The sequence below is a fragment of the Bradyrhizobium sp. P5_C11_2 genome, assembly GCF_054049755.1.
This window is the reverse complement of sequence record NZ_JBFULT010000712.1, coordinates 1-3,238: the sequence shown is the minus strand read 5'-3', so window position 1 is coordinate 3,238 and position 3,238 is coordinate 1. Positions and strand designations below refer to the sequence as shown.

Below are 3,238 nucleotides of genomic sequence, written 5' to 3'. Positions count from 1 at the left end.
GATCAAGGATCAGACGGTGCAACGTCAGCTCGTCTCGCTGATGGAATCGATCGCGGCGAACGAAGCCTGAGATCGATCGACGGTCTGGCCGCTACGGCCGATGTTCAATCCGCCGCGCCGCGGGGGCGCGGCCGGATTGGACGAGGTTCCGGCCCGTGCGTTCTCCGCGCGCGGCCTTGGCTTTCGGGGCGGCCTGACCGCCCCTTTTTTTTCTTCAATTTTCTCTTGGCCATTTGCCGCCTTCGTCGCGGTTTTCGCGAACCCATCCCGGCCTTGTTGCGACCCAATCGAGAGGCGCCGCATCGGACGCGCGGCGCTCTCGATGCGCTGTGCTTAAGGGGGCGGCAATCCTGAGGCGCTAGCCTGCCGCCAATTTTCGCGAATCGGCGCGGCGGCTGGGAATTGCCAATACGAGTGCCCGCCCGGGCCTCGTCCTTGTGGGGGAAGATAAGACCGATGTCGAAGCGCCATGCCGTGATCATTGCCAAGATCGTTTCGGTGGGCCTGTTCGCCAGCGCCACCGCGTTTGCGCAGACCGAGACCATTGGACAGGCCGGCCCCAAACCGGCGACTTCGGCCGGCACGGTGCCGGCTGCCGCCAATCCGGCTCATACGGCCGCGCCGAAGGCTGCCGCCTCGCCCGTGTCGACGCCGGAGGGCCGCTCGGCCGCGGCGCTCGCGCTGACGCACGAGCCGACCTATGACGAAGGCAGCGCGCAGCGGATCAAGGATGCGGCGTTCAGCTATTCCGATCTTGCGGTGCGCGGCGGCTGGCCGGCGATCCCGGCCGACGCCAAGTTCGCGCCCGGCGTCGAGGGCGCAAACGACGAGTTGCTGCGCAAGCGGCTGATCGTCTCCGGCGATCTCGCCGCCGACAAGGCGAGCGGCGCCTTCGACCAGGATCTGGCGGACGCCGTGAAACGCTTCCAGGCGCGCCATGGCCTGGCTACGACCGGCACCGTGACGCCGCGCACGATAGCGGCGATGAACGTCTCCGTACAGAAGCGCATCCGGCAGCTGGAGGCTTCGCTCCAGCGGCTCGAGAACATGAATTTCGGCTTCGGCCAGCGCTATGTCGTGGTCAACATCCCCGCCGCCTTTGCCGAAGCGGTCGAGAACGATGTGGTGGTGCGGCGCTATCGCGTCATCGTCGGCAAGACCGAAAAGCCATCGCCGACGCTGACCGCGCAGATCAGCAGCGTCGTCCTCAATCCGACCTGGACGGTGCCGTCCTCGATCGCCAAGACCGAAATCTCGGCGCATATGCGCAAGGATCCGACCTACCTCTCGCGCATGCACATGGAGGTGCTCGACGCTCACGACAATCCGATCGATCCGCATTCGGTCGACTGGTCGGGCACRCACACGCCGAACTTCACCGTGCGGCAGCAGAACGGCACCTTCAACGCGCTCGGCGCCGTCAAGATCGACATGCCGAATTCCTATTCGGTCTACATGCACGACACCAACCAGCGCAATCTGTTCAGCGACGACTACCGCTTCGATTCCCACGGCTGCTCGCGCGTCGACAATGTGCGCGATCTCGCCGCCTGGCTGCTGAAGGACCAGCCGAAATGGACCCGCGCCGCAATCGACGCCGAAATTGCCACCGGCCAGCATCTGGAGGTCGCCATGGCGAGGAAGGTGCCGGTGGCCTGGATCTATCTCACGGCGTGGATGACCAAGGATCAGACCGTCCAGTTCCGCAACGACGTCTATAACCAGGACGAGCAACTGCTGGAGGCCACGGCCGAAGAGGCGGCGTTTTTCAGCAATGCCGCCAACCATCCTCTGACCTCGCACATGCATGTAACGCAGTAGGCGCTTCTCGCGCCATGCAATCGCGGCACAGGCGGATGCTAAGCCCCTCGCCTTGCCGCGGTTGACCGCGGCCTTTCCCCGGCCGCACATTGCGCCCGGCCTACGACAAGCGAGCGCGCGATGCCCGAGATCCCCAACACGACCGAAACACCCTACGCCGACGGCAMTATCCTCAAGCATGCCGCCGATGGCGTCGGGGTGATCACCTTCAACAATCCCGACAAGCGCAACGCGATGTCGCTGGAGATGTGGGAGGGATTTGGCGAGGCGCTGACGAGCCTGCGCGACGACGACGCGGTCCGTGTCGTGATCCTGCGCGGCGCCGGCGGCAAGGCGTTCGTGTCGGGCGCCGACATCAGCCAGTTCGAGAAGACCCGCCACAACGCGGCCGCCTCGGAGGAATACGCCAAGCGCAGCGCCGCCCAGCGCGCGCTGCTCGCCGACTATCCCAAGCCGACGATCGCCTGCATCCAGGGGTTCTGCCTCGGCGGCGGCATGCAGGTCGCGATGCTCGCCGACATCCGCATCGCCGCACACARCAGCCAGTTCGGCATTCCCGCGGCACGGCTCGGCATCGCCTATGGCTATGACGGCTTGCGGCACCTGGTGTCGCTGGTCGGCCCGTCCTGGGCGCGGCTTCTGATGTACACCGGCATGCGCATCGACGCGGCGGAAGCGCTGCGGATCGGGCTGGTGGAGCGGATGATCCCGGACGACCAGCTCTGGGGCGAGACCATGATGATTGCCGAGACGATCTCGCAGAACGCGCCGCTGGCGATCAAGGCCGCCAAGATCACCATCGCGCAAGTCTTGAAGGACGAGAGCGCGCGCGACATGGAGGCGATCAAGGCGATCGGCACGGCTTGCATGGACTCGGCGGATTTCCGCGAGGGCCGGCAGGCGTTCATGGAGAAGCGCAAGCCGCAGTTTTCGGGGAAGTAGCCTCGGCGCCCGACCACGCCAGCAAAAATCTCATGAGCGCAGGCCAAGATAGGCCAAGATCACAGCACGCACCCGCAGCGGGCCGATTGGGCATAAGCCAAAAGCCGGGGGTCGGCCTTAGGATGCGCTTCGCAAAAGCGATCAATGATTTGGATGACATTCTCGCTGTAGTCTCGTTGCCAGTGTCCCAGCCCATGTAAAGCGCTCTCTTGGCAAGCCATCGAGTTGAGGTGAAGGATGCTTTCCATGGTACCCAGCGCGCAATCGTGGAGCGTTGGCAGACCTGGATCGCCGGTAAGCGCCAGGCTCGGAAACACATCCCACCACATGTAGCAAACACAGTTTAGTGTTCCAGCATCGGCTTCGCTGAGGTGAGACAAACTCGGAGTGCAACGAGGCTCAAACAATTTCGCAAATAGAGTAGCGATAGACCTTACGCAGCGGAGCCGGTCCTTGATCGGTACTTCAATTGAAC

2 protein-coding genes and 2 pseudogenes are annotated in these 3,238 nt (G+C 64.2%); 3 read left to right on the top strand and 1 reads right to left on the bottom strand.

From position 1 onward, the window contains the following. The 3 genes and pseudogenes from ACXJL8_RS37395 to ACXJL8_RS37385 form a co-directional block, all read left to right on the top strand. Window positions 1-70, top strand: a pseudogene (locus tag ACXJL8_RS37395) (helix-turn-helix domain-containing protein); the annotation flags it as partial. A 386-nt stretch (window positions 71-456) separates the two neighbouring features. Continuing rightward, window positions 457-1,821 (top strand): L,D-transpeptidase family protein, encoded by a 1,365-nt coding sequence (locus ACXJL8_RS37390; protein WP_456621404.1) that lies wholly within the window; start codon window positions 457-459, stop codon window positions 1,819-1,821. A gap of 120 nt (window positions 1,822-1,941) precedes the next feature. Continuing rightward, window positions 1,942-2,763 (top strand): enoyl-CoA hydratase, encoded by an 822-nt coding sequence (locus ACXJL8_RS37385; protein WP_456686647.1) that lies wholly within the window; start codon window positions 1,942-1,944, stop codon window positions 2,761-2,763. Window positions 2,764-2,822: 59 nt separating this feature from the next. Here the strand turns inward: ACXJL8_RS37385 and ACXJL8_RS37380 are convergent. Then, a pseudogene (locus ACXJL8_RS37380) lies at window positions 2,823-3,238 on the bottom strand (hypothetical protein); the annotation flags it as partial.